At 36.0% G+C, this 26,782-nt stretch carries 17 protein-coding genes; 14 read left to right on the top strand and 3 right to left on the bottom strand.

Annotation, left to right across the window (positions count from 1 at the left end; translation table 11 throughout):
* Positions 1–35 precede the first annotated feature (35 nt).
* Positions 36–1,262, bottom strand: coding sequence for a Glu/Leu/Phe/Val dehydrogenase dimerization domain-containing protein (locus tag G5B37_RS12325; RefSeq protein ID WP_164680330.1), 1,227 nt, complete (start codon positions 1,260–1,262; stop codon positions 36–38).
* Positions 1,263–1,373: 111 nt separating this feature from the next.
* Positions 1,374–2,441, bottom strand: coding sequence for an anhydro-N-acetylmuramic acid kinase (locus G5B37_RS12320; protein WP_164680329.1), 1,068 nt, complete (start codon positions 2,439–2,441; stop codon positions 1,374–1,376).
* Between the two features lie 155 nt (positions 2,442–2,596).
* On the opposite strand from G5B37_RS12320, the gene G5B37_RS12315 reads away from it, so the two are divergent.
* Positions 2,597–3,739, top strand: a complete 1,143-nt coding sequence (locus tag G5B37_RS12315) for an acyl-CoA dehydrogenase (RefSeq protein WP_164680328.1) — start codon at positions 2,597–2,599, stop codon at positions 3,737–3,739.
* Positions 3,740–3,845: 106 nt separating this feature from the next.
* On the opposite strand, the gene G5B37_RS12310 is transcribed toward G5B37_RS12315, so the two are convergent.
* Positions 3,846–5,744, bottom strand: coding sequence for a putative porin (locus G5B37_RS12310; protein WP_164680327.1), 1,899 nt, complete (start codon positions 5,742–5,744; stop codon positions 3,846–3,848).
* A 108-nt stretch (positions 5,745–5,852) separates the two neighbouring features.
* On the opposite strand from G5B37_RS12310, the gene G5B37_RS12305 reads away from it, so the two are divergent.
* The 13 genes from G5B37_RS12305 to G5B37_RS12245 all read left to right on the top strand — a co-directional run bounded on the left by G5B37_RS12305 (position 5,853) and on the right by G5B37_RS12245 (position 26,686).
* On the top strand, positions 5,853–6,452 hold the full coding sequence (locus tag G5B37_RS12305) for a ribonuclease HII (RefSeq protein WP_164680326.1): 600 nt from the start codon (positions 5,853–5,855) through the stop codon (positions 6,450–6,452).
* Positions 6,453–6,581: 129 nt separating this feature from the next.
* The gene (locus G5B37_RS12300; RefSeq protein ID WP_164680325.1) at positions 6,582–7,961 is read left to right on the top strand and encodes a right-handed parallel beta-helix repeat-containing protein; all 1,380 of its coding nucleotides are present in this window, start codon (positions 6,582–6,584) and stop codon (positions 7,959–7,961) included.
* Positions 7,962–8,016: 55 nt separating this feature from the next.
* Positions 8,017–8,445 (top strand): LytTR family DNA-binding domain-containing protein, encoded by a 429-nt coding sequence (locus G5B37_RS12295; RefSeq protein ID WP_164680324.1) that lies wholly within the window; start codon positions 8,017–8,019, stop codon positions 8,443–8,445.
* 78 nt (positions 8,446–8,523) lie between these two features.
* Positions 8,524–10,965 (top strand): hypothetical protein, encoded by a 2,442-nt coding sequence (locus tag G5B37_RS12290; protein WP_164680323.1) that lies wholly within the window; start codon positions 8,524–8,526, stop codon positions 10,963–10,965.
* A gap of 467 nt (positions 10,966–11,432) precedes the next feature.
* Positions 11,433–12,059, top strand: coding sequence for a hypothetical protein (locus tag G5B37_RS12285; RefSeq protein WP_164680322.1), 627 nt, complete (start codon positions 11,433–11,435; stop codon positions 12,057–12,059).
* A gap of 19 nt (positions 12,060–12,078) precedes the next feature.
* Positions 12,079–14,067 carry a hypothetical protein gene (locus G5B37_RS12280; protein ID WP_164680321.1) on the top strand — a complete coding sequence of 663 codons (1,989 nt, stop codon included), beginning with the start codon at positions 12,079–12,081 and terminating at the stop codon, positions 14,065–14,067.
* Positions 14,051–15,772, top strand: a complete 1,722-nt coding sequence (locus G5B37_RS12275; RefSeq protein WP_164680320.1) for an OmpA family protein — start codon at positions 14,051–14,053, stop codon at positions 15,770–15,772. The genes G5B37_RS12280 and G5B37_RS12275 overlap by 17 nt, the downstream gene beginning before the upstream one ends.
* 152 nt (positions 15,773–15,924) lie before the next feature.
* A complete protein-coding gene (locus G5B37_RS12270) occupies positions 15,925–18,867 on the top strand; it encodes a response regulator (RefSeq protein ID WP_164680319.1) in 2,943 nt (980 codons plus the stop codon).
* A 283-nt stretch (positions 18,868–19,150) separates the two neighbouring features.
* Complete coding sequence (locus G5B37_RS12265) at positions 19,151–19,300, top strand: hypothetical protein (protein WP_164680318.1); 150 nt, start codon at positions 19,151–19,153, stop codon at positions 19,298–19,300.
* Positions 19,301–19,565: 265 nt separating this feature from the next.
* Entirely contained in the window at positions 19,566–22,439 is a 2,874-nt protein-coding gene (locus tag G5B37_RS12260) for a response regulator (protein ID WP_164680317.1), read from the top strand.
* Positions 22,440–22,654: 215 nt separating this feature from the next.
* Positions 22,655–24,562: a hypothetical protein gene (locus G5B37_RS12255; RefSeq protein WP_164680316.1), complete on the top strand. Its 1,908-nt coding sequence runs from the start codon at positions 22,655–22,657 to the stop codon at positions 24,560–24,562.
* A gap of 175 nt (positions 24,563–24,737) precedes the next feature.
* Entirely contained in the window at positions 24,738–25,379 is a 642-nt protein-coding gene (locus tag G5B37_RS12250; RefSeq protein ID WP_164680315.1) for a hypothetical protein, read from the top strand.
* 11 nt (positions 25,380–25,390) lie between these two features.
* Positions 25,391–26,686, top strand: coding sequence for an OmpA family protein (locus tag G5B37_RS12245; protein WP_164680314.1), 1,296 nt, complete (start codon positions 25,391–25,393; stop codon positions 26,684–26,686).
* The last annotated feature ends 96 nt before the right edge of the window (positions 26,687–26,782 follow it).

Raw genomic sequence — 26,782 nt, 5'->3', positions numbered from 1 at the left:
TATAGGGTTCATTGAATTAAAAAAATTGGATTACACTAAAGTAATTGTTTCAGTGCAATTTCAAAAGCTGTTTTACTAATATTTGTTTTCGTACTATTATTGTCGAATGTATTCTGAATTGCATTTTTAATAGTCATCGAAGTGTCGTTAAAGATCGCCTCGTCGGTCATTTGCACCTTACGCTCCATAAAGTAGGCAAAAACGCGTGCCATACCGCAATTAGAAATAAAATCTGGTATTAAGCTTACACGCTCATCGGTGTATTCCATGATGGGGCCAAAGAAAATTTCTTTATCAGCAAATGGAACATTAGCGCCACAGCTAATGACTTCCAAACCTGTATTAATCATAGAAGAAATTTGATCTTTTGTAATCAATCTTGAGGCTGCGCAGGGAGCAAATACTTCACATTCTAGCGTCCATATTTTCTCGTTAATTTCTTCAAAAGACATCATATTGTCTGCCTTGAGGGTGTTACCATCTTTCTGAAGAAAGAGTGCTGTAATTTCATCAAAACTGAAACCGTCTTTGTTTATAATTCCTCCTGCTCTATCTATAATTCCAACAATTTTTGCTCCCATCTGAGCCAAGTAGTAAGCAGCAGCAGCGCCTACATTACCAAATCCCTGAACTACAGCGCGTTTACCTGCAACAGAACCACCATAAATATCGTAATAATGACGTACGGCCTCGGCAACCCCGTAACCAGTAATCATGTCTGCCACCGTATATTTTCTTGAAACGTCTGGTGAATATGTATCGTTTTCAAGCACCTTTATCACACCTTGACGTAACTGGCCAATTCTATTTATCTTATCGGCCTCTGTTGGCGTAAAATGTCCTGTAAAAACTCCTTCTTGCGGATGCCAAACACCACTTTCTTCAGTAATTGGAATTACCTCATGAATTTCATCAACGTTTAAATCGCCACCCGTACCGTAATACGATTTAAGTAGTGGAGATACTGCCTTATACCAACGTTCTAAAACTCCTTTTTTACGCGGGTCGCGAGGATCGAAATTAATTCCAGATTTTGCGCCACCAATAGCTGGGCCTGAAACGGTAAACTTAACTTCCATAGTTTTTGCTAACGAAAGCACCTCATTTTTATCAAGGCCTTCGCGCATTCTAGTTCCTCCTCCTGCTGCACCACCACGGAGTGAATTAATCACTGTCCATCCTTCTGCTTCGGTTTCTGCATCGTTCCAGTGAAATACTATTTCAGGTGCTTTTTCTTCGTACTTTTTGAGTAGTTCTTTCATAAATATGTACTTCGGTTGGTTGTTTTGAAGTAAAGATTACAAATATACTGTTTTGACAAAACAGAACTGTGATTTTAAGGTTAATTTAAAGAACTCAAAATGACAAAATTTTTAGATGGTCTTGAAAATAACACCAGTACTATGATTGTGACTTGCTCCAGTAACACTCGCTAAGCAATTCACCTCATTGCGTAGTCTAAGCACTCCAAGCAATCCAAAAATTAATGCTTCTTTAAACTCAACCAATCTCTTTTCTGGCACCACAAGCTGTAGTTTTTTATGAGCCATCATCTGTTCTAATAAATACGTATTATACGCTCCCCCGCCCGTTACCAGAACAGTGCTTCCTATAGCAAATTGCGCTGCCAACTGTTGCGCAATATGTTCGGTAAACGTGGCTATTTTGTTTTCTGCCGAAATTTCCGAAGCATTTAACAATGGAAAAACATGTGCTTGCACCCATTCTAGTCCCAAACTTTTTGGTGGGGAAAGCGAGTAAAACGGCAAATTGTTTAACTGTGTTAATAGTGATTTGTCTACAAGGCCATTTCTGGCGATGGTTCCTCCGTCATCATATGGCAAGCCGAGCACTTCGGAAAGCGAATTTAAAACAATGTTTACAGGACAAATATCGTAGGCTATTCTCACCCCATCAACCTCTGAAGAACAGTTTGCAAATCCGCCCAAGTTCAAGCAGTAATCGTATTCAGAAAAAAGTAATTGATCGCCTATTGGCACCAAAGGCGCTCCTTGCCCACCTAAAGACACGTCTTGTACACGAAAATCGCAAACCACTGTCTCGTTACTAAGTGTAGAAATTTCTGGCAGGTTTCCTATCTGAAGTGTAATGCCTTGGTCGGGATTATGAAGAATGGTATGCCCATGACTGCAGACAGCATCTAGATTTTTAATCGCATTTTTTGCTATAAACTCTCTAATTATTTGGGCTAGATAACGAGTGTATTTTTCATTTAATGTTTTTAGTCTTCCTTCAGAAAAATGGACAGCTTCTTTCAGAATTGCAACCCAAGTTAAAGGATATGCAACCGTTTCTGATGTCACAATTTTAAAAGTCCATTTTCCTTCTTCTGAAACTTTAAATTGAAGTTCGGCGACATCAATACCGTCTAAAGAAGTTCCAGACATGACCCCCAAAACAGAGTACGTTGTTTTAAACATATTGCTAAATTAACAAACATATTTCTACAATGCATCTTGCATACAATTATTTAAAGTTAGAAGATTTTGGAATTTGAAGCTTGAAATTTGAGATTTACTATTTAAGAAGTATCTTTGCACCACTTTAATGTAAACAACTAATACCACCTATTACCATGGATTTTTCTCTTTCTGAAGAACATTTAATGATACGTGATGCGGCGCGTGATTTCGCAAAGCAAGAAATTTTACCCAGCGTAATCGAACGCGACAACAAACAAGAATTTCCAAAGGAAATTGTTAAAAAAATGGGTGAACTAGGATTTCTTGGTATGATGGTAGACCCAAAATATGGCGGTGGCGGCATGGATACCATTAGCTATGCCATTGTGGTAGAAGAATTAAGCAAGGTAGATGCTTCTTGTTCTGTGATTGTGAGTGTAAACAACTCTTTGGTATGCTACGGGCTTGATGCCTATGGTAATGAAGCACAAAAGGAAAAATACTTAACAAAACTTGCCACAGGAGAACACCTTGGAGCTTTTTGCTTAAGTGAACCCGAAGCAGGTAGTGATGCAACCTCACAAAAAACCACTGCGATAGATAAAGGAGATCATTATGTATTAAACGGAACTAAAAACTGGATCACCAACGGCGGGAGTGCAGATACCTATTTAGTTATTGCGCAGACAGACAGAGACAAGGGACACAGAGGAATTAACGCATTTATTGTTGAAAAAGGTTGGGAAGGTTTTGAAATAGGACCGAAAGAAGATAAATTAGGTATTAGAAGTAGCGATACGCATACGTTAAACTTTAACGATGTAAAAGTGCCTAAAGAAAATAGAATTGGCGACGATGGTTTTGGCTTTAAATTTGCCATGAAAACATTAAGCGGTGGACGAATTGGTATCGCCGCTCAAGCACTTGGTATTGCTGGTGGAGCTTATGAAATGGCTCGTGATTACTCAAAAATACGTAAGGCTTTCGGTACCGAAATTTGCAACCATCAAGCCATCGCTTTTAAGTTGGCAGACATGCACACAGAAATTGAAGCAGCACGTTACCTTGTATACAAATCTGCTTGGGATAAAGACAACGGAAACAACTACGACATGTCTAGTGCCATGGCAAAATTGAAAGCGAGTAAAGTTGCTATGGATGTTACCGTAGAAGCAGTACAAGTACACGGTGGTAATGGTTTTGTAAAAGAATACCACGTAGAACGCCTGATGCGTGATGCCAAAATCACACAAATTTACGAAGGCACTTCAGAAATTCAGAAAATAGTTATCTCTAGAGGTTTATTGAAAGACTAGCTTAGAGCTGTTTAAATAAAAAACAAACCTGACTTCTTAGTCGGGTTTTTTTATGCGTATGCGTAGAAAATTAGAATGACTTTAAGAATCTCAGTTAACGTTCTTATTATAAGAAGAAATTCCAGACAATCCCGAAACGAATAGTAGCATCTCGATAGGGATAGCCAGGTGCAGAAAAGTGACTATTAGTGCTATTGAACAACTGATTTACATGCTCGTACTTAAAATAGATGCGCGTTTGCCGAACTTTAGCATTGAAGAAAATATCAACTAATGGAAATCCGCCTAATTTCTCATTGTTCTGCACATAAAATTCTGCCAATACAGGATCATAGGCATTCATATTATATTCATTGAAATACTTAAAAGTAATCCCTGTTTGAATAAATGCCGCTTTCTTAAACCATTCGTCTTGGTAGTAAAGACTTTGGCGCGTTACGACCTCTGGGACATTTAACACCTCGCCCCCAGTAAGTGCTTGCTGAAATAAAATTGTGTTCATTAAAGCAAACTTCTTATATCGAAATTCTTTTTCGGCCTTTACCTTAATATAGTCTACACGTTCATTAAATTGTTGGGGAGTAGGTGTAGAATCGTTAGCCTGAACTGTAAAATAGGTGTAATCGTCAATTCCGGTATACGTAAGAGATGCATCGAGAAGTTTTTCTGAAGCCAACTCAAATTTCAGTTCTTGAGTCTTTACATTAGTAAAATTAGTATTCCAATTGTAATTCACATAATCACTTTGATACAGCAAAAAATTAAAATTGGGTGCTGCAGAGTGTATGCTTGCAGAAGCTTTTACGGTATTGGTTTCATTAAATTTAAAAGATGCTGCTCCTTTTAGGTAATTTCCGTCGAAATCACCTACAATATTAATAGCTCCCTCCCCTTCTAACTGAAATCCGCGAAACTCTTTTTTATAACTCGCACCAAACTGAACAATATTTCCCTTTAAACGATTTGGAATGCGTCCATCGTCTAAAATAAGCACAGAATTATACCCATAGTTATAATCGGTGTAGCCAACAAATGCGCCAATAGTACCTAGCAGCGAATTCTCTAATCGCGCATATCCCTGTGCATTAAAATCTTCGAGCGTAGTTTCTTTTTTAAGGTCGGCAGCTTCGTAACTACTACCATAACCCGAAAAGGGCGCTACTTGTCTATACTCGTAGTACTTATCTTCATAGCTTACGCTATTTCCTATGGCAAGTACATTATAGCTTAGACTATCGCGCTGGCTAATTAATTCGTACTCATGATCTCCATAAAATCGCAAGCCTTCAAGTTTATTTTCTGCGTTTTCAAAGTTTACATCTAGTCGAGCCCGATCGCTAAAATCACCTACATCATTTACAAACAAAGGAATAGAGGTATCGCTTAGCCCGCCATTTTCTTCATTAAGTAAATCTTGAGCAGCAATATGTCCTCTAATTTTGTAGCGTTTGTTTTTTGAAGTATAATTTGAAGTAAATCTGAAATTTCCTGTGCTTGAAAGCGATTGCTGGTATTGCCCTAAAGATCGTACTCCCTTATAAGAAATACTAAAATTGAATTGTTCGCTTGTATTTACGGTAAAAAAAGCATCGAGTTGTTGCCCTTGTTCGAAAGCCGTTTTAAAATAAAGTTCGGTTAAAGGTGTAGGCACTCTGTAATACGAAATATCTTCAATCTGATCGTAATTAAAGTGATGACTTTGCGCAACAAACAAAGGTTTGAAATTACTTCTACTGAAATCGTACACCAACGTATTATACGTCTGCCCCACATTGGCAAATGGCAGCAATTCAAAATCGTCTGTTCTTAAAAAATTATAACGATAGTCCTTCTTAATAGAGAGTGTTGTATCTATATGAGTAGTATCGCGATCATGAGAAATTATTTGGTACAAATCTATAGGAGGTTTCTCCTTTTTTTCCTTACTAGGCTTTGACGCTTCACTTTGAGCCAACAAGAGCGTTGGAAGAAAGCAGCAGAATAAAATGAATAAGGTTTTTTTCATGTACAGTTTCCTGAAAAGCAAATGTAAGATTTTGAATTCTGAAATTTCAATTCTGAAATCTGAATTTTGAACCTACATAGTATTAACTACCTTTACCTACGATTTGTTATGCTACAACTAAAAATTTCAGAATTTCAATTTGAATGTGGAACCGACGAGGCTGGTCGCGGCTGTTTGGCGGGTCCAGTTACTGCAGCGGCTGTAATTTTGCCCAACGATTTTAGTCATCCTTGGCTTACAGATAGCAAGCAGCTTTCAGCAAAAAAAAGAATAGCATTAAAAACCATCATCGAAAAAGAGGCTATTAGTTTTGCTTTTACCCATGTAATGATGGAAGAAATAGATCAGCTAAATATTTTAAATGCTTCTATTCTTGCCATGCACCGTAGTATAGAACAACTCTCTCCATCGGCTCAGTTTATAGCCGTAGACGGCAATCGCTTTAAACCATTTGGAAAAACACCGTACGAAACGGTGGTAAAAGGTGATGGGAAATTTCTACATATTGCTGCGGCTTCAATTATTGCAAAGACAGAGCGCGATGCTTTTATGGCAAAAATAGATGAAGAATATCCAGCATATCAATGGAAACAAAACAAAGGATATCCTACTGCTGCACATCGTGAGGCTATAAAAAAATACGGTCCTACTCCCTACCACAGAAAAAGTTTTAGGCTTTTACCAGGGCAACTGGTCTTACCGCTTTAGTTAAAACGGTTTCAAATTACGCTTCATCAGATTATTATTCCGTTCAGGAGCTAAAACTTCGGCCTAGTCATTGTTATTTTTCAAATTATTGGTGCTCTTATACTTTTAAGGAAACCAAATTTGAAAAATATGAAAAAGATTATTACACTATGCATGTTTATTGCCATAGTCCAGACAGGAATTGCAGCAGATTTATTGGTGCCTTCACAGTATAGCACCATTCAAGCCGCTATAGACGCAGCCTCTTCGGGCGATGTTATTTTAGTATCGCCCGGCACCTATACAGAGAATATCAATTTTTTAGGAAAGGCTATTACGGTAACTAGTAACTTTCATATCAGTCAGAATCCAATAGATATTTCAAGCACTATCATTGACGGAAGTCAGGCTGCCGATCCAGAATTTGGGAGTTGCGTTAGTTTTGTCACCAACGAGAATGAAGACTCCATCTTAAAAGGGTTTACTATTACAGGAGGTACAGGTACCAAAACGTATAACGCCGTGGAGGATCTTTATTTTAGAACTGGAGGAGGCATTCTCATTAACCAAGCAAGCCCTACGATTGTTTACAATATTATTCGAAACAACCAAGCCATTGCAGAGGCTGGAGTAGCTGGAGCTGGAGGCGGTGGAATTAGAATGGGTTTTGGTATTCCTGTAATTGAAAATAATATCATTAAAGATAATATGGGTGGTTATGCTGGCGGCATTATGATTGCCTATTGTGAAGGAGCAGTACTAAAAAATAACATTATCGCCAATAACGTTGCAACAGGTTCATTTAATGGTGGCGGTGGCATTTATGTAGACTGGGAGCCAATTACATTAGAAAACAACACCATTGTTGGAAACTATTCAGGTGACAGGGGTGGCGGAATTATTTCTACAGGAACTACCACCATTATTAAAAACTGTATAATCTTCGGAAATGAGGCTGATGTTGGCGCTAATCAAATCTATAAAAGGTTTGGAGGTGATGCCGAAACTACCTACTGCAATATTGAAGATGGTTTTAGCGGAGCGGGCAGCGAAGAAGGCAATATTGATGAAGATCCGGGCTTTATAGATACAAATAATTATTATTTACTTCCTTCATCGGCATGTATTGATGCCGGAAATCCAGCAGCGTCTTTTAATGATCTTGAAGATCCAGACAACCTAGGTAATGCACTTTTTCCATCTATGGGGACCCTTAGAAACGACATTGGCGCTTATGGCGGTGCTGGAGCAAAAGAAGTCTTGTCTATTACCGAAATAGACACTTCTATTATAACTAAAATTACAGCGCCAAACCCCTATAACAATGAGGGTATTCGAATAGAATCTTCTGAAACTACCTTTGTTACCATATGGTTTTATACACTGCTAGGGCAGTCTAAAATGATTCGTAAGGATATTCCTATTTCACAGGGCGTACAAACAATTCCAATGAAAATTGATTCAACGGGATTGGTGGTTGTAGAAACGCCTAGAGGTAAACGTGCCACTTTAAAATTGATAAAACAATAATTATGGTTATGCAGGTTTAGTTGTTTACAACAAAAGCAGGGGGTACTTTTAAAACATGATTAAGCCCATTTTATCAGATTCTAAAAGTACTCCTTTACACCCTCATTTGAATATTGTTAAAGATATTCAAGAACCTGCACTACATACCCAATATAGGCTTCGGTTTTTGGGGCGTCTTCATAATAAATTATATACAATATCAGTAAAGGAAGTTTCCTATATAGTGGTAGAAGAAAGTACTACCCTACTCATAACACAAAATTCTAAGCGTATTTTTATTCAACTTAGTTTAGATCAAATTGAAAAGCAAGTACACCCGAAGTACTATTTTAGAATTAACCGAAAGGTATTACTACATATAAATAGCATCATTGAACTATTGGTGGTTTCTAAAAGTAGAATAAAAGTAACCCTTGCGGATAAAAGTCAGCACTTAGTAAGCCGTGCAAAAAACGGCGAATTTAAAGAATGGCTTGATCTATAATTGGCGTTGTTGAAAACCCGTCAATAAACTTTTGATTTGCGCTTTAAAAGGGGCTATTTACTTACTATTTTTGTAAGAATGGCATCACTGAAAAAATTTATCTTACTGTGTTGTGGAATACTTCTACTTACCGCGTGTGAGATCGAAAAAACCACACAAAGCGACTTAACAAATTATGTTGCACAAGATGCTATCGCTGTACTTAAAATTTCGAACCTAAAAAATTTAAAGCAGGAAGTACAAAGCAATCCGTTGGCGGAATATTTTAAAGCGGGTGTAGGTTATAGAGCATTTACAGAAAAAAATTCTTTTCTAGACTACTTAAATCCTGAAGGAGCTAGTATTTTAAGTGTAACGCAGCGCAACGATAGTGTTTTAGATTACGCCATTGCTACACGAGAAAGTGCTGGTATCTTAAAAATAGATTCTACCCTTAACAAACAGGTAGAAACACTTACCTATGATGGAATTTCGGTTGAGCGAATTACGTTAGACAACACACTTTTCTTTACAGCAGCTAAAGACAGTGTATTTATTGTTAGTACCTCTCAACAACAATTAGAACAACTCCTTAAGCAGGAAAAGGTTACCAACAATTACTATAAAAAAGCATTAACTGTTTTAAAAAATGACGATGTAACCTCCATTGTTAAAGAGCCATGGCATCAATTTAGTTCTAACAATGAGCACAAGCTAGCGGCCTACCAATCGTTGGATGTAGCCCTTACTCCCAATGGAGTAATTGCCTCTGGTGTTGCACTGGTTCAGGATAGTGTACCGCAGCTATTGGGCGTTTTTAAGGGTCAAATTCCGCAGCAAAACGATTTAGAGAATGTACTGCCAAAAAGTGCAACACAAGCTTTATCGTTCACTTTAAGTGATGCATCATTGTTCGTAGAACGTCTCGAAAAGTACAATGGCACTAAAATTTCCGAAGCACCTCTAGAACTTTTAAGTGGTACCAATGAGATTGGAGAGCTTATGCTGCCGCAAGGAAACGCAGTTGTATTAAAAAGCATTGATGCAACTGTAACACAAGAGGCATTGGCACCAATGCTTAGTGAAGCCAACACCTATAGAGAGGTGTCGCTATTTACATTCGATAAAGGAGCATTGTTTAAAAATACACTTTCTCCATTTATACAAACCGATTCTGTATCGGTTGCATTTCAGTTGGAACGTTTCTTCGTTTTTGCTCAAAATACTGAAGTGGCCGAAAACATCATCTCGAGTTATAAAAATAATGCCTGTTTAAATAACGATGCGTCATTTCAAAAAAGTGCTACCTATATTAGTAACGCATCTTCTTTGTTAATCTATGGTATGAATACAGGCGTACCTTATGTAGCACAGCAACTAGAACGCTCTAAAAAACAAGAACAACAGCCCTCGAGCGGCACTGGTGACATTTCTTTAGGATTATTGCAGTATAGCTTTGACAGAGATTTTGCTCATGTACATTTTGCATGTTTAGAGTCTAGTGGGACCACAACTAATGCGGCTGGTACAGTTACAGAAGTCTTCAACAAAACTTTACCTAATACGCTTCTCAATACCCCTCAATTTTTTACCAATTACCGCACTGGCAGAAAATATGTAGCTGTTCAAGATATTAGCAACACCCTCTACGTACTCACTGAAACAGGCAAAACAGCTTGGACTAAAAAATTAGAAGACCCTATCATGGGGGAGATTCATGAAATTGACATTTTAAGAAATGGTAAAAAGCAAATTACCTTTGCCACAAAGAACAAATGGTATGTTTTAGACCGAAATGGAAAAGATGTTTCTGGATTTCCAGTTTCATTTAGAGATGATATTACGCAACCTTTAGCCGTTTTTGATTATGATAATAACCGTAAATATAGGTTTGTAATTGTTCAAGACAAAGAGGTCTTAATGTATGATAGCAATGCAAAGATTGTTAAAGGGTTTACATTTAAGAAGTCGAAATCTAGTATTGTTTTAGCACCTAGCCACATTAGAATGGGAAATAAAGACTATGTGCTTATTGCCGAAGAAAACGGAAGTCTTAATATATTAAGTCGCACGGGTAAAATACGAGTACCTGTAAAAGAAACTTTTAAATTTTCAGAAAATACAATTGAAAGAGAACAAAGCAACTTTGTAGTTATTACAAGTGATAATAAAAAGAAGAGTATTAACACCCGAGGCCAAGTAACTACCACTTCGCTTGACGTCTCTAGCAACTACCATTTTATTACGAAGGGAAACACGAAAGTAACGTTAGATGATAATCTGCTTCGTATAAATGGAAAATTAACCGAACTTCCTTTTGGGATTTATACGGCACCAAAAATTTACATTGTGAACCGTAAAACCTACATTACGGTTACAGAAACTCAAGAAAAAAAGGTGTACGTTGTACAAAAGGATGGTAGTATAGTTAATGGTTTTCCTGTTTTTGGTAGTTCGAATAGTATTTTAATCAATACTGGCGCAAAAAATTTGATATTAACCCAGGGAAGTGATAAGGAAATAATATTATATCAATTTTAAAACTATATTAATAATAGTTTGCAAGCCCACTTTACCAGCCAACAAAGTTGATTGTCTTACTAACTAAAAAATGCTCTTTTCCAATAGAAAAAATTGTAAACCTCCCTTTTAATTTTGGTTGGTAACAACCACATTGCCTTCTTTTGAATTTTCATAGGAAATATTCAAATCTACTTCAAAAAAAAATCATTCTACTAGATTTTTAGGCACTTAAAATGACACATCACTTCAAGAGCTACGTAATGTTACATATTTCAGACGATTTGTTACATGTGTCATACTTGGTCTTCACATATAGAACTAATTTTATTTTCAGAAAATAAATCAATTTAAGTATAAATCGCTTCAACAACTATTCATCTATGGTGCTAGGTGTTTAAAACACTAAAGTAAATAGCTAATAAACCAAAATGGTGTCCTTTGTTAAAACTGAATTGTCCCAAATCATCTTGGGTAAAAACAAAATAATGAGAAACTTTATTACATCTATTACACTAATTCTATTGTTAATTTCCTGCGATAATGCGGGCAAAAAAACAGAAGAAAATGTAAAACAGGAATCAAAAGTTAGTTCAACAACTAAAAAAGAAGAATCTATTAAAGACGACAAGACCTATCTCTGTAAAATAAACGGAGAAGACTGGTATTACGACCGATCGTCAACAATGATTACCAAACGTAATCGAAATAAGGATAGTTTAAATTATAGACTACTATTTATTAAAGAGAAAGATGCACAATCTGGCAAAAAAACTCTCTCTCTAATTATTGATGCAAACAGCTTAAAGTTAAGCAGCTTAAGCTTTAAAGCAGAGATTAAAAATAATGAAGGTAAGCCTATTTATGCAAGTTACTTATACACTAAAACATCAGAGAACGAGGCTGTTACAGAAGATTTTAATTTTGTTGTCAAGGATAATATTATTAGTGGTTCTGGTAGTGCAACAGGCAAGATAGTAGGCAATAAATTCACCTTGATGGAAGATAAAATTGATCCCGAAAAATACCTTCTTGCTAAAGTTACCGATTTTCAAATGAAAGACATAAAAATCGAAGACCCGCAAGCACAACTTAAAGAGTTATTCAATAAATAGACCACCAACGACCAGTACTATGAAAGCTGTACAAATTATTTTTATTTCTTCTATATTACTTATAGGTAGTATAGGTTTTGCCCAAAATAAAAAAGAGTTCGAAATTCCTAGTGTCACTAGTTCTGACGACGCTCCTGTAACACGCATAGAGCTACCTGTCCCCGAAGATGGCGAAAAAGGAGTTCACGAAGTACTACAGATTAAAGGCAAAGGAGAGTCAAGGATAGCGGTAACAAAGTTAGATTATTTCGCAAGACCCATTACTGTCGTGGCATTGGGCGAAAATGATGAAAAATTTGATGTCAGCTTTACAAAAAGGAGCTGGGATGATAAAAACATTGCAAAAACGATAGCTTCTAAGAACAGTAAAGTCACAGAAACTTTTAAAACTGCAAAAGAGTTTGGTATCAAGGTTAATTTAAAAACAGACGGTATAATTAACCTCGCTATAATTGCTGGTAAGCCTATTGAAATTGGCAAAGGAAATGCGACTCTTTTCGTTGAAAATGATACTAAAAAACAATCTAATAGTATGGACGCAACAGATACTCAAGAAAATGAATCGAGCAACCTATGGTTGTACATAGTTATTGGCCTTTTAGGTTTAGTTGTAGTTTTACTTTTAGGCCGTAGAAAAGCCGCAGGAATCGTAATCATATTTCTTAGTACTAGTGTTTCAGCTCAAGGAGCGTTCAGTATTGTTTCTAGTGCTGCTAGTAATGTACAGACTGCTTTAGAAATAGGGTACAAAATTCAAGACGATATAGATAGCGGTGCTTTAGAGAGCATTTTCGAGAGAGACAGTGATTATGAAATTCAATTAGATCCTGCAGGTCAGCCTTCTTTAACAAGTAGTTGTTTAGAAGCTATATCTGACCCATTTAATAGTGGTAGCCCAGGAAATTCAAACTCTGGAAATAGTACTAACAGTAATAATTCGTCTTCTGAAAATGGATCTGGGAATGACGATTGGCAGTCTGAATTAAGAAAGAACAAAAGAGAATGGGACGATAAATACCAGCCAGAAAAAGATAAAAATGATAAAAAAATAGAATACCCTGACGGACAATGGAATGGAAAATACAATAAAGATTCTAGACCAAAGAAAAATGCGAATGGAGAAGATATAAAGTATCCAGGTGACGAAGAATATGATAATAAATATGACGAACATGGCCGCCCTAAACACGACTCAAATGGCAATGAAATTAATTATCCCGAAGAAGGAACTATAGACGATAAATACGATAAATGGGGAAGAGCAAGGTACGATAGAGATGGTAATGAAATAAAATACCCATCAAACGAATGGGATGGTAAATATGATGAATGGGGACGTCCACGGCACGACGCTAATGGTAACGACATAGAATATTTAAGAAACCCGCTAAAAGGGGAGCGTTATCGCCCAAAATATGATAAAGTTGGAAACCCTATAGATTATGATGCTAATTACAATGGAGATTATAACAGGCATTCGCTACCCGTATATGATAAGGATGGTTCTGTAATTAACTATAATAATTTTATGAAACCAACGGCAATGATTCACCTACAACTTAAAGAATTAAATAATACACAATACTTTGGGTTCTTTTTAGGATTTAATTTTCAAGGTAATAGGGATAGCACTAAAGAAGGTTGCGAGTGTTTAGAAAAATACTATGCAGAACTAGAAGAAGAAAGGTATAATTATGAGAGACTCCGGGTTATTGCTTCAGACCTTAAAAGTGATATCGACTGGGGAATAGCTTTTGGTGATAGTATGGCTGGAATGCCAGGAGGTTTTGGTGTAGGTTGGCCTCCGCAACGTAAAAAAGTGATGGACAGATATAAGAGATTTGAAAAAAATTACGCAAAGAAGGCAACAGAATTAAATGGAAGACTTTATAATATTCTTCAAGAAATAAGCAAGTGTGAAGCAATGCTTGGTGAAGAGAACTGGTACGGAAAATCAGGTTTTATGTATTATGAATTTATGAAAACACGTTATGCAACCATTCAATAAAATTACGTTTGTCTTTTTACTTTTTATATTGTGCACTAGCTGTGATTCTAATAAAAAAAAGAATGATTTTGAGCATACAACAGAAAGACAGGAAGACATCAATAAGGCTCAAAAAAACATTGATGATTTCTTCGGAAATAGTAATGACCCAAAACTAAACGAGCACAAAGAAGCTTTAAAAAAAATGCTGGAGCCAGATGCCGGAATAGACCAGGAAAAAATCAGTAAAATGATAGAAGAAAACAAATCTTCTGGTCAAAACCCTGGAATGAAAGCACTGTTAGAAAAATTTCAAAGTGGCGAAATTAATGATAAAAATGCTACAGAATCTATAAGTGCTTTACTAGATAATATAACTTCAAATGGTCAAAATAATGGTGGTTTGGGCGACTTTTTTAAAGAAGCACTAGCAGATGAAATAGCAAACGATATTAATGCGTCATTTGAAGAAAGCATGAATGGCACAGATATGGCAAGCCTGTTTTTACCTCAGCCCTGGGACAAAACCGTTGCAAATTTTAATAAGCTATTAAATGGAGAATCATTAGATAAAGAGTTTACAACTAATGTTCCTTCAAAAAAAAGAGCTGGTGTAGTTTATCCTAAAGAAAAATATGGTGTCGTTTTACAAATTTCAAGAGAATACAGACCCATACACTCAATTGATTTTTTTGAAAAAGAGGCATTGTTTTATGAAAATTTAGACCTAGTAGCAATAGAAAAAAATATAAATATAACACCGCAACTAGCAAAAGAAATTATTAGCGCTAAAGAAAAGACCCTTTATAAAGTAAAGAGGTTGACTAAAAGTGCTAAAAAAGCAAAACAAAAATTTAACGATTTAAACCCTACTCTTTTATTTGATGAAGATAGCGATCACACGTACATAGCTAAAGAAAGAAAAGCAATCTACCTTCCATTAGGAAAACTTTCCTTTGCAGATGAGGTGATATCTAGTAATCACCCAGGTTTAAAAAAAGATCCCAATTATGCATTAGGAGAGCCAGATAATTTTGCTACACTTAAAAATAACAAAAATGTATTGATAGGAGCTTATAGCTTGGGCTTAAAAGGGCAACTCACAGTAAAATTTACAGATAACGCATTAGTTAATGTAAACGGACCCGACTTGTATATTTTTGAAGTAGGAGCAACAGAGCCAACTCGGTTAGAAATTTCAAAAGATGGAGAACAATGGATTGATGTGGGTGAAATAAATGGAGGAACCGCCCAAGTGGACATTGCAGACTTTGTAGAGGACGGAGAATTGTATTACTACGTTCGTCTAACAGATTTAGATAAGCGAAGCGGAGTACCCGGTGCAGATATAGATGCCATAGCGAGTATTGGTTCTGCAATACGATTGCAACTTGATAGTAAAGTACTATTCGACACTGGTAAATCTGAGCTAAAAGCGGGAGGAAAAGAAGCCGTTCAAGAATTGGTCTCATCCATCCAGCAACTATCTAAAGGCACCATTATTATAGAGGGGCATACAGATGATGTAGGAGACAATAACACAAATAAAAAACTTTCTTTAGCCAGAGCAAATACTGTAGCTAACGTTTTAAAGTCTAGCTTACCTAATCAAAAATTTAAGTTTAAAACAGTGGGCAGAGGAGAAAGTAAGCCCTTACTACCCAATACTTCAAACGAAAATAGAACAAAAAACAGAAGAGTAGAAATACTGGTCTTGCCTAAATAAATTGCATCATTTCATACTAATAAATTGACAAAACCCTATCTTTAAGGGTAATGGGAAATTCTTTTATGACAACCTGTTACATTTTGAAGCCTGTTTCAAGTTGTTAATTTAAAATTTGTAAACATTTTTTTACACGTTAAATAAAAAACGATTTGATTATAAAACAAATTCTAACCCGATCTCATCTATATTTTAAAATCGTAAAAGGATTATTCCTTATTGGTGTTTTATTTTTATGTACAGTAAACGTTGCTGCGCAAAATTCAACAACAACTCAACAATATGATGCTTCTAATTTTTTGACACGCCATTATAATCTCGATTCACTTAAAAAATACCACCTCACTGCCAAAAATTTTTATAATGAAGGACTATTAGATAGTGCGTACAAATATTCAATAGTAAGTTATGAATTGGCTAAAAAATTAAAAAAAGACTCTTTACAAATAGCAATTGCAAGCACTTTAAGTTTTCTTGAGCGGGATTTAGAGAAAGCTATTTATTATCTTGAAGAAACTGAACCTATTGCAATTAACAACCCACATTGGGAATACTTAGAGAAGTTATACCACACTAAAGGAGTAGTATATTTTAACAACACCTACGATGAGCAAGCACTTGTTCAATTTATAAAACTAGATTCCTTATTAGCACAAAAAAACACCAATGTGCTATTAACTGCTATGAATAAAGTAAACATTGTTAATGTACTATTTAAAACGACTATTTCCACAGCTAAGGACACCAGTTATTTACAACAGATGGAAAAAAATATAGATGCTGGACTACAAGTTGTAGAAAAGGGTTTAAAAATACATCCAGATAGCATAGCTTTTTACAATGCTGTTAGCCTACAGGAACCCGCGGCGATACTATATGAAAAAAAAGCCTTTGTTTACGAACAAAGGAATGACATTAAAAAAGCCATATCTAATTACAGAAAAGCACTTGAAAATACTGTGGCAGGCACTAATTATCTTAGAAAATCATCAGTATACAATGGTTTAGCAAAACTATATAACACACAGAATACACAAGATTCTGCAGCGTATTATTACAATCAGGAACTCAAAGCCATTAACAAAACCACAGATACACTACAGCAAGCTATTACTTATTATAGGATTGCAGAGTTTTATAACCAAAACAACAAATCTGAAATAGCTTTACTTCATCTCGATAAATCAAAAGCACTTCTAGACAAATCTTATTTTGTAAGAGAAGAATTAATGTTCGATTACCAAGATATCTTGTCTCGCGTACAGTATAACCTTGGAAATTTTAAAGAAGCATACCTAGCATCTATAAAAGCAAAAGAACATCTTTTACAAATTGAAAAGCAAAATAATCAAAAAAATATATCTGAACTTGAAACAAAATATCAAACTGATACAAAAGATCGAGAAATAGAATTACTCACCTCTCAAAAAGAACTGGCCGAGCAACAGAAAACAAATCAGCGTAATCTGCTTTTAGCTACAGTTGTATTAACAACCCTCGCGGGACTGTTTTTCTTTTTTCAATATAAAAACAGACAAAAAACAACTAAAAAATTAAGAGAGCTAGATAAGGCGAAATCTACATTCTTCGCAAATATTTCGCACGAATTCCGCACCCCTTTAACACTCATAAAAGGCCCCTTAGAAGATCAATTAACTACTGCAACTACCCCTGCGGAACGTAAAAATCTTATCTCGGCCCAGCAAAACACATCTCGACTACAAGTTCTTGTCGATCAATTACTGGCACTTTCAAAACTAGAAAGTGGTCACTTTAAGTTACAGATAAAAAAGGGCAACATTGAAAAACACCTACTTGCACTTGCTGAAACTTTTAGGTTTGCCTGTAAGGAAAAAAACATACACTATACTATCACTATACAACCCAATAATGAGCCCGTCTATTTTGATCTTGATGCACTAGAAAAAATAGTAATAAACTTGTTGGGCAACGCAGTGAAATACACTCCAGAAAATGAAACCATCTCATTAATTGGGAAGCAAGACCACGGAAATTTTATTTTTTACATAGAAAATACTGGTAATCCTATATCTGAAGAAAACCAGCAACATCTATTTGAACGTTTTTATCAAACCAACTTTCAAAATACAGGCACAGGTATAGGTCTTGCATTGACAAAAGAGTTGGTAACACTTCATCAAGGAACCATAATTGTTAATAGTAACGAAAACAGTACACGCTTTACGGTACAAATTCCTGTGCGTAAAAGTAACTTTAATGCTTCGCAATTAGTTTCAGAAAGCTTACAGGAGCCAGAAATTCCAATTTCAGAAGTAGAAATTAAAGAAATAATAGGTGTCGCTCAGCCTATCTCTGCTCCAGAAGACGCACCCATTTTGCTTGTTGTTGAAGATCACGCAGATATTGCAGCATATATTACTTCTATTTTTGAAAATGAATATAAGGTAATTACAACTAGCAATGGGAAAGAAGCCCTTGATGTTGCTGTATCTGAAATACCAGATATCATTATTAGTGATATAATGATGCCAATAATAGATGGTAATGAATTAACCAAAAATATCAAAGAGCACGAACTCACCTCTCATATTCCGGTATTATTGCTCACAGCTAAGACAGAAGATACAGATAAACTTACCGCAGCCGGCGTGGGTGCAGATGTGTATATGACCAAACCTTTTAATTCTAGGCTACTCCATAGCAGGGTCGCTAATCTTATAGAAAACCGAACAAAAGTACAGGCACGGTTTTCTAAAGAAGTGATTTTAACGCCAAAAGAAATTTCGGTTTCATCGGCAGATGAAAAATTCTTAGAAAAATTACAATTAGTCTTAGATGACAAGCTTACAGACTCAGAGTTTACATCTGCTGCTTTTTGCGAGGCTGTGGGTATAAGCCGTATGCAATTGCATAGAAAACTTAAGGCTTTAACAGGGCAATCCACGACAGAGTTCATTAAATCGCAACGTTTAAAAATGGCAGTACAACTCTTAAAAAAGAATAAATTATCAATTTCTGAAATAGGCTATACAGTTGGCTTTAACGACCCTTCTTACTTTACGAAATGTTTTAAGGAAGAATACGGCAAATTACCTACGCAGTTCGTGGATTAAGAATGTTTTACACTTAATGTTACAAAAATTGTATCTAATGATACATAACTCATATTATACTGATAATTAAATAATTAATTTCGAATAACCAATCGTTTTAAATCTCTAATTATGAAAATAATATTTTTTGATTCGCAATTTCTGCGAGAACTCTTTCCGCTCAAAATAATTGAAATCCTGCTTACGCACATTACCATTAAAAATTAGCCGTAAGAAGCAAGTTATTAAGATTCAATTTATTCAGAATCAGACATTGAGAAATATTTTATCAACTTATAACTAAATGAAAAAAAAATATTACAGCGGCAAATTAGATGATATTAAAGCTAATGAGATATTTATTAATATTAAAGAGCTTGATGCTGGAAACTACATTTTAAATATTATCCATAGAAAAAAAATTATCAAAAGTGTTTATTTCAGAAAAAACTAGAAAGCATCACTAGAAAATCTGTTGCCAACTCTTTAAAGTTCAACAATAATATAAACACTAAACCTAAACAAAGTACTCTTAGCTGTACTATAACAAGACGATCAAGTTGTTTTAATTGTATCACATATACCTAGCCGTTATAGCAAGTTGTTTGGTATATTAATTATATCTTTAAAATAACAAACCAGATTTATACGTGAGAGCGCTTTTTCTTATTAGCAGTCTATTATTTTCCATTTTTAGCTTCGCGCAAGAACAAACGTACGTGGCCACAATTAGTGCAGAAGATTCTATTACTCTAGCAACCTATCGTGTGAAATTATCGCAATATGTAAATCCAATCCCGGATAGCGCATTTTACTACGGACGAAAAATAAAAGCTCTTGCCACCTCCCTAAATTATGGAAAAGGCATTGCCGATGCAGACTATTTATTAGGCGCTTGTTTTAAGCGTGTTCAAGAAAATGACAGCGCAATTAACTCTTTTAAAAAATCGCTTAGACTTTCTGAAATATTAGCCTATGATATTGGTAAAGGACGTGCTTACAATAGTTTAGGACGCACCTATTACTTACTTGGCAAGATGGACAGCTCTATTGTTGCTAGCAAAAATGCCATTGCAAGTATCAAGGAAGAAAACACCACGGCAAAAACGATTATAGCAGATTCTCATACTGCTCTTGCCATTGCCTACTCTAGAAAGAATGACATGAATAAGGCCATAACTCAGTTGTTGAAGGTAGATTCTATGCACCACAAAACACCGTTACGGCCCGATGTGATAGCTGCTGCTTATCAAAATCTTGGCAACATTTATTTAGAATTGGAGGAATACCCCTCTGCTATTGAGCAATTTGATAAGGCTAATGATCAATTTGCAAAGCTTCCTGAAGGTGCCTCGCAATTTTACAAAAACACCACCAATGTATTTCTAGGAAATGCCTATTTACAAACTGAAAAGATTGAACTCGCAGATAGCCTTTTAAGTAACTCTTATAATTATTTCAAAAAGACAGAAGATCATCGTTTGGTAGCTGAAATAACAAACTATTTAGGTCAGGTAGAGTTAAAGAAAAACAATCCTGTAAAAGCTGAAGCCTATTTTATTGAAAGTTTTACCGTTCATAGAGACAATGACAGACCCTATGAAGCTGCATTAGGAGCACTTGAAATTGCCAAGTTAGAACTTTCAAAAAATAGGCCAGATATAGCATTAAATTATATCAAAGAGGCCAACGTTTTAAACCTCGATGCCGACAATAGTAAATTACAGCAAGAGCTATTGTTTTATGCCGGACAAGCTTATAATCAAAAAGGAAATTACAAAGAAGCATATAAGTTAAGTAACCTAGCAAAGAAGTTACAAGACTCATTACAACAGGTGCAAAGTGCAGAAAAAATAAAAGAAATTGAAGCAATTTATGAGACTGAAACTAAAGACCGCGAAATAGCACTCCTTACTTCTCAAAACGAGCTAGCTTTACAGCAAAAAGCCAATCAGCGAAACCTCATGCTAGCAGGACTTGGTGTTACCACTGTAATTGGACTATTCTTCTTCTTTCAATACCAAAATAGAAAAAAAACCAATAAGAAATTACAGGAATTAGATAAAGCAAAATCTACTTTTTTTGCAAATATTTCTCACGAATTTAGAACACCATTGGCTTTAATCAAGGGACCAATCGAAGACCAATTAGAAGAGTCTGCGCTAAAAGGTAGTCATCGAAGAAATTTGTTGGCGGCACAACGCAACACAGAACGTTTAGAAGGCTTAGTAGAACAACTCTTAGCACTTTCTAAATTAGAAAGCGGAGCTATGAAAATTCAGGTGCAACCTACAGCTATAAATTCTTTTTTAAAGGCGCAAACTGAATCTTTTCAATATCTGGCATCTGAAAAGAATAATACGTATATCATAGACCTAAATACTTCAGATCAAATATGTTGGCTAGACCAAGACATTTTTGAGAAGGCTTGTGTTAATCTCTTAGGAAACGCTTTTAAATACAGCCCAGACAAAGCTACTATAAGAGTAACGTGTAGTATTGCGAATGACTACTTACACTTTACTGTTCAAAATTCTGGGATTTCAATTTCTGCCAAAGAACAAGAGCATATTTTTACTCGTTTTTATCAGACCCAAAATAGTAATTCAGGTTCTGGTATAGGGCTTGCGCTAACTAAAGAATTGATGCAACTTCATAAAGGTAATATTTCTGTAGACTCTTCGGAGTTAGATGGCGTAACCTTTAAAGTTACATTTCCTATTTCCGAAGAAACCTACAGCCCTGAAGAAAAACTGGATCCACAATTATATACCGATACAATTGTAACAACAGCAGAGCCCCAGTTGATTTTAGAAACAAAGTCTATTAGTCCAGACGACGCACCAATGCTATTATTAATAGACGACAGTAAGGAAATAAGAGACTATGTAACTTCTATTTTTGAAACAACCTACATTGTAATAACCGCCACTAATGGTAAAGAGGGTTTTGAAGCAGCTCAAAAACATATCCCAGACGTAATTATAAGTGATGTGATGATGCCTATTGAAGACGGTTTTGAGTTAACAAAGCATTGTAAAGAGAATACACTAACATCGCACATACCCATACTACTTCTTACTGCTAAAAACAATATAACAGACCAACTAGAGGGATTAGGTATTGGTGCAGATGCATATCTTACAAAGCCATTTAGTTCTAAATTGTTAAAAGCTCGTGTTAAAAATTTACTAGAGAATAGACGCAAACTACAAGAACGATTTTCTCAAGAATTGATACTTACCCCCAAAGAAATTGCTATAACTTCGGCAGATGAGCAATTTTTAGAACGTCTTCAAGAAGTACTAGATACAAAACTTACTAATAGTGAATTTTCTGCTTCTATCTTTTGCGAAGAAATGGGCGTAAGCAGAATGCAATTACATCGTAAGTTAAAAGCCCTTACTGGTTATGCAACAACAGAATTTATTCGTAGCCAACGATTAAAGCTTGCAAAGCAACTTATAGAACAGGATAAAATATCCATTTCAGAAGTTGGTTACACAGTTGGTTTTAACGATCACTCCTATTTCTCCAAGTGTTTTAAACAAGAATTCGGGCATTCTCCGACGGAATTCTTAAAAAACAGCTAGCTCTTACACCCTTAGTTTACTTGTATCGCCGGCATTTGTTACAAATGTTACAGCTTGCGATACATGTGTCATAGTGGTATGACATTCTTGAGTATAAGTTTGTACTGCTTACTTCCCTGAACCAATAATTAAAAACGGTTTTTATACAATAGTAAGATTTCTTTGAATCTAAAAATAGAAGTCTACTTATGTATTAAGAAAAAAATATTCTAACAATGAAAGCAAAGATTACAAACCTCACTACGCTTGCAATGTTTATTGCATTACCACTTTTTGCCCAAGTAGGCATTAACAACACCAATCCGCAAGCAACTTTAGACATCATAGCCTCCAATACGAGTAACCCTTCTAACGATGATGGGATACTTGTGCCTAGAATAAATCAGTTTCCAATGACAAACCCAACTGCTAATCAGCATTCTATGTTGGTTTTTTTAACCACTACCGATGGGTCTAACAACCCTGGTTATTATTATTGGAATGAACCTACTATGAGTTGGCTACCGTTAGGTGGAAATAGCGATGGTTGGTCCCTAACAGGAAATGCTGGCACCAATCCCACCACAAATTTCTTAGGAACCACCGACGGACAAGATTTTGTATTAAGAACTAATAATGCGGAAAGAATGCGTGCGTTGTCTAACGGAAATATAGGAATTGGTTTAACAGGCCCTGTAGCTATTCTAGAAACTGGAACAGGTGTTGATAATTTTGCAAGTATAAAAGCAAATGGAGTTTTTGATACGTATGGATATTTAGGAGTACAAGGAGAAAATGATTATGACGGAAATACAGCCCTAGATATCAATGGGCAAGAAATAGGTGTTCTCGGTATTTCCGCAGGTGGCTCAAGTACAGATAATATAGGTGTATATGGATTCTCCAACACCGTTGGAGTTCGGGCTTTGCACAGCGTGAGTAATAACTGGGCAGAATTGGGTACTACAAATTTTGCAGGAAATTTTAACGGTAGAGTGGCCATAGTAGGTGGTACCGATGCCACTGGTACTGTTGGAACTGGAACGTTAGAAATAAACAACGAACTTCGAATAGACTCTAATGAAATTATTACTAACGACGATTCAACGCTGTTCCTACAAAACGGAAACAATGGCGACGTAAGAATGGATGGCAACACCCTTATTGTAGATTCTTCCACAAATCGTGTGGGTGTAGGCGACTTAACCCCAACAGCTAAATTGGAAATTTATAGTAGTGCAGCATCAGAGAGAGGGTTTAGAATAGTAAAAACCAGTGGTGGTGCAGACGGTGCACAAATAATACATAATGGTACAGGAAATGGCCTTAACATAAGAGCAGATGGTATTAATGCGCACGGTATTAATGCCGCTTCTGGCCTGTATTTAACTAACACAACTTTTGGTGGTGGAGGCCCTTTTGGATTCGATAATTTTGGGGGAGATTCTGGAGTTGCAGGGTCAGGAAATCAAATTGGCATTATAGGATGCGCGCAGGCTACTGCTTCAACCACAGCAGACAGAGCTGGAGGCTGGTTTTATGTACAAACTGGCGGCGGTGGCGGATATCAAACCATGGCATTTGTGGGTGCTCGGGTTAACAATATAAACTACAAAATTTTAGGAAGTGGAGCCGTTTCTACAGTCGTTAAGGATACCCAAGGTGGTGACCGCATCATGGTAGCACCAGAAGCACCAGAAGCCTTACTAGAAGATTATGGAACGGGCACCTTAGTAAATGGAAAAGCTCATATTACCATAGATCCTATTCTCTCTAAAAACATTCGAATAGACAAATCACACCCACTGAAAGTATTTATACAACTAGAAGGCCAGTGTAATGGTGTATATGTAACCAATAAATCTGCCACCTCTTTTGATGTGGTTGAATTAGACTACGGAAACTCTAACGTAAACTTCAGTTATCACATAGTGGCTAATAGAGCAGATGAAAATAGAAATGGAACTATATCAAGGTATTCTGAAATGCGCTTTGACAAAATAGACCTCACAACAAAACGAATTGATAATATACTCAATAAGCCAAATGTAGATGAAACTTACAATGATTCGTCTCAACTTAGTGAAGAAACACCAAGTACTAAACTAGAAAACAAAAGTGAGCTGAAGAATGCAAAAATGTAACACTTAATAAAAAGTTTTACGGCCTAGGTGGTACTTAACAAAATTGATATATAAAAGTTCCCTATAGATAATGCGCAACAATACAATGAAATTGAAATCAACCAACACACCCATATAGAAAACCCAGAACAGCATCCTAACTGGGTATTGTATAAAAAGTTAAAAACCAAACATCATGAAGACAATATTTTCAATCTTTTTTTGCCTCTTATTTTTCGCATGTAACAATGTTGAAGATAAAAAATCAGAAGTATCTGCTTCTTCAAATGAAGAAGTACCTACAACAACTTCATCTAAAAATGAAGCAGATACTAAAAACGGAAGTCTTAAACAGAATAGAGACTATACTGCCTTGTTTGAAAGAGAACGTGACGACTGCACTTTTATAACAGCAGAAGGTATTGCAACCGCTCTAAATGTTTCTGCAAACATGGTTGAAACTACCTATAGTGATTGTAATTATACACTTACAGAAGCAAATGGAACTAAAACCAATTTTAATTTCTCAGTAGAATCTTGGGGCAATAAGACAGTGGTAAAAGAAATTAAAACCGCTATAGACAATGCCGAAACTTTCGGAATAAATTCTAAACTAAGTCAATACCGCATGAGTGAAACTGGCGACACTTATTTGTCGATGCATCAAAATAGAATGATTCGCATTTTAAACGAAAAAAATAGTCATGTTATCATCATTAATTACTCTGTTTCTGCCTCCCCAACCGAAACAGATGCAGCGAAAAAATCTGAATTAAAAGATATCGCTCGCGAACGTAGTTATACGATTTCAAACTATTTACTTAATTCTCAACAATAAAAACAAACCTTATGAAAACGAAACATTTAATAATGCTAATATGCCTATTGGCTATGGCAACACCATCACAGGCGCAGTTCTTCAAAAAATTAGGAAAGGCAGCCGAAAGAGCAGCCGAAAGAACGGTAGAACGTAGAGTAGAAAAGGAAACGACCAAATCTACAGACAGAGCTTTAGACACAGTTATTGAAGCTCCAAAAAAAAAGAAAGAAAGAAAAAGAAGAAAGAAAAAGAAGAAGAAATCTGATAGCGGAAATATTATTGGTGGCAATAATAGTGACGAACAGACAGGTACTGAAAGTGAAACTGTAATAAATTCAAATTTCGATTTTACACCTGGAACTGTACCAATTTTTCAAGATAACTTCTCATCAGACAATATTGGAGATTTTCCCGCAAATTGGGATAGCAACGGATCTGGAGAGTTGGTGACCATTAAAGGTGAAAAATGGCTTCGCCTAGGGAATAATGCAACCATTTATCCTATGCTGAAAAATGCACTTCCGGAAAACTATACCATCCAGTTCGATTTATTTACAGATGGTATAGACAACAAAACAGACTCCTACGCTTTTTTTAAACTACTTCTTCACGATACCCAAGGGTTTCAGAGTCCTAAATCATTTAGCCTGGTAGAACTTTCACCATGTCAATTTATAGAATCGCAGGGAGTAATTGAAAAGCATGTGAATGGCACAAGGGAGATACGCAATAAAATTGGCAAGGATATTAGAAACGCCATTAATGGAAAGTCTCGTGTCTCTATTGCTGTAAATAAAACGCGCATGCGGGTATGGCTTAATGCAGAGAAAATAGTTGACATACCGAGGTTGGTGCCAGAAAACGCGAAGTACTTTAAGCTTTACACAACGGGTTTACGAGACAATGGCACAAATGACAAAATATATATTGCTAATTTTTCTATTGCCAAGAGTGGAGAAGACAATAGAAGCAAATTACTTACAGAAGGGCGTCTTTCTACAAATGCCATTCTTTTTAACACGGGTTCTGCATCAATTAAAAGTGGCGCAGATGCTATTCTAGCAGAGATAGGTGAAGCTATGAAAACCAACCCTACTGTCAATATTTTAATTGTAGGACACACAGACACCGATGGGGATGCCGATAGTAATTTAGTGCTTTCTCAACAAAGAGCAATTTCAGTAAAAGAAGCACTTATACAGAAGTACGGCATTTCGGCTAACAGAATCAAGACAGACGGCAAAGGCGAATCTAGTCCTATTGCTAACAACACAACTTCTGCCGGAAAGTCTCAAAATAGGAGAGTAGAATTTATAAAACTATAGCAGCCAAAAAGCTTGAGTATGCAATGTCGTTCGTCTTATAAACCCTTAAAAATTATCGGTATTCGACGCTATGTTTATGGGGGTTTAACCCCTGCC

Source organism: Rasiella rasia, assembly GCF_011044175.1.
GTDB lineage: Bacteria > Bacteroidota > Bacteroidia > Flavobacteriales > Flavobacteriaceae > Marinirhabdus > Marinirhabdus rasia.
This window is presented reverse-complemented; position numbering and strand designations above follow the sequence as displayed.

What these genes read in the sequence shown, in the direction of transcription:
- G5B37_RS12325 (WP_164680330.1), bottom strand. Translation starts at nt 1,262, where the DNA reads ATGAAAGAACTACTCAAAAAGTACGAAGAAAAAGCACCTGAAATAGTA.
- G5B37_RS12320 (WP_164680329.1), bottom strand. Translation starts at nt 2,441, where the DNA reads ATGTTTAAAACAACGTACTCTGTTTTGGGGGTCATGTCTGGAACTTCT.
- G5B37_RS12315 (WP_164680328.1), top strand. Translation starts at nt 2,597, where the DNA reads ATGGATTTTTCTCTTTCTGAAGAACATTTAATGATACGTGATGCGGCG.
- G5B37_RS12310 (WP_164680327.1), bottom strand. Translation starts at nt 5,744, where the DNA reads ATGAAAAAAACCTTATTCATTTTATTCTGCTGCTTTCTTCCAACGCTC.
- G5B37_RS12305 (WP_164680326.1), top strand. Translation starts at nt 5,853, where the DNA reads ATGCTACAACTAAAAATTTCAGAATTTCAATTTGAATGTGGAACCGAC.
- G5B37_RS12300 (WP_164680325.1), top strand. Translation starts at nt 6,582, where the DNA reads ATGAAAAAGATTATTACACTATGCATGTTTATTGCCATAGTCCAGACA.
- G5B37_RS12295 (WP_164680324.1), top strand. Translation starts at nt 8,017, where the DNA reads ATGATTAAGCCCATTTTATCAGATTCTAAAAGTACTCCTTTACACCCT.
- G5B37_RS12290 (WP_164680323.1), top strand. Translation starts at nt 8,524, where the DNA reads ATGGCATCACTGAAAAAATTTATCTTACTGTGTTGTGGAATACTTCTA.
- G5B37_RS12285 (WP_164680322.1), top strand. Translation starts at nt 11,433, where the DNA reads ATGAGAAACTTTATTACATCTATTACACTAATTCTATTGTTAATTTCC.
- G5B37_RS12280 (WP_164680321.1), top strand. Translation starts at nt 12,079, where the DNA reads ATGAAAGCTGTACAAATTATTTTTATTTCTTCTATATTACTTATAGGT.
- G5B37_RS12275 (WP_164680320.1), top strand. Translation starts at nt 14,051, where the DNA reads ATGCAACCATTCAATAAAATTACGTTTGTCTTTTTACTTTTTATATTG.
- G5B37_RS12265 (WP_164680318.1), top strand. Translation starts at nt 19,151, where the DNA reads ATGAAAAAAAAATATTACAGCGGCAAATTAGATGATATTAAAGCTAAT.
- G5B37_RS12255 (WP_164680316.1), top strand. Translation starts at nt 22,655, where the DNA reads ATGAAAGCAAAGATTACAAACCTCACTACGCTTGCAATGTTTATTGCA.
- G5B37_RS12250 (WP_164680315.1), top strand. Translation starts at nt 24,738, where the DNA reads ATGAAGACAATATTTTCAATCTTTTTTTGCCTCTTATTTTTCGCATGT.
- G5B37_RS12245 (WP_164680314.1), top strand. Translation starts at nt 25,391, where the DNA reads ATGAAAACGAAACATTTAATAATGCTAATATGCCTATTGGCTATGGCA.